Origin of the sequence: Streptomyces coffeae (genome assembly GCF_016741875.1) — a bacterium.
Taxonomy (GTDB): Bacteria; Actinomycetota; Actinomycetes; order Streptomycetales; family Streptomycetaceae; genus Streptomyces; species Streptomyces coffeae.
Genome location: NZ_JAERRF010000116.1, coordinates 1 through 1,662, shown reverse-complemented (window position 1 = coordinate 1,662; position 1,662 = coordinate 1). Strand labels below are relative to the sequence as shown.

The following is a 1,662-nucleotide window of genomic DNA, read 5'->3' as shown; positions in this document are numbered from 1 at the left end:
ACTGACAGCCAGCCGCTTCGTCCTGCACCCCTCGACGTCGAAGTGAGCAGCGACCTCCAGCACGGCTGCTTCCTCACCGGAGATCACCACCGACGACGGCCCATTCACCGCCGCCACCGACACCCGACCAGACGCCCCCGCCACCAACGGCACAACCTCATCCTCGGCCGCCTGGACCGCCACCATCGCACCGCCGACAGGAAGCGCCTGCATCAGCTGGGCCCGCGCCCCCACCAAGGCACATGCATCGGCCAGCGAGAGCACACCCGCCGCATGAGCTGCCGCGACCTCTCCGATGGAGTGCCCGGCCACGAAGTCCGGCCGTATTCCAAGGGACTCCACCAGCCGGAACAGCGCCACCTCGACGGCAAACAGCGCCTGCTGCGCATATCCCGTTCGGTTCAGCTCCTCGGCGTCCGCCCCCCACATCACGTCACGTACGGAGCGGTCCAGATTGTCGAGCACACTGTCGAGAGCCTCGGCGAAGAGCGGGAACCGGTCGTACAGCTCCCGCCCCATCCCGAGCCGCTGCGCGCCTTGGCCGGAGAACAGGAACGCCATCGAGCCTTCACCGGCCACGCCCCGAGCCGCCTCGACCACTCCCTGATCAGAGGCCAGCAACACCGCCCGATGCTCAAACACCGACCGACCAGTAGCCAGCGAGAACCCGACATCCGCAGGCGAGAGACGCTGTTCCTCGGCAGCCGACCGGATCCGGTCAAGCTGCGTCTGCAACGCACCCTCACTCTTGGCAGACACCACCCACGGCACCGCGCTCAGGCCAGCCCCGTGCTCCTCGACGGGCAGCTCCACCGCAGGCCCCATCTCAAGAATCACATGCGCGTTCGTGCCACTGATCCCGAACGACGACACACCCGCACGACGAGCCCGGCCCGTCTCAGGCCAGGCAGTGTTCTCCGTCAACACCTGCACATCGCCCGCCGTCCAGTCCACATGCGAGGACGGCACATCAGCATGCAACGTCCGCGGCAACATGCCATACCGCATGGCCATCACCGTCTTGATCACACCCGCCACACCCGCTGCGGCCTGCGTATGACCCAGGTTCGACTTCACCGACCCCAACAGCAGCGGACGCTCCGCACCCCGCTCCTGCCCATACGTGGCCAGCAGCGCCTGCGCCTCGATCGGATCCCCCAACCGCGTCCCCGTACCGTGCGCCTCCACCACATCAACCTCGGCGGCCGACAAGCCCGCACTCGCCAGCGCCTGCCGGATCACCCGCTGCTGCGACGGCCCATTCGGCGCCGTCAAACCATTCGACGCACCATCCTGGTTGACCGCACTCCCCCGCACCACCGCCAACACCGGATGCCCATTGCGCAGGGCATCCGACATCCGCTCCAGGACCAGAACCCCTACACCCTCACCCCACCCCACACCATCAGCACCCTCACCAAACGCCTTGCACCGACCGTCCGGAGCCAGACCTCCCTGCCGGGAGAACTCCACAAACGTCGTCGGCGTCGACATCACCGTCACACCACCCGCCAACGCCAACCCACACTCCCCACCCCGCAACGCCTGCGCCGCAAGATGCAACGCCACCAACGACGACGAACACGCCGTATCCACCGTGACCGTCGGCCCCTCCAACCCCAACACATACGACACCCGACCCGACGCCACACTCGGCGCACT

Annotated in this window: 1 protein-coding gene; it reads right to left on the bottom strand. The window is 67.4% G+C overall.

Annotated elements, in window-relative coordinates; translation table 11 throughout:
• The coding region (locus tag JK363_RS41200; protein ID WP_236076578.1) for a type I polyketide synthase at positions 1-1,662 on the bottom strand (1,662 nt) is incomplete at both ends.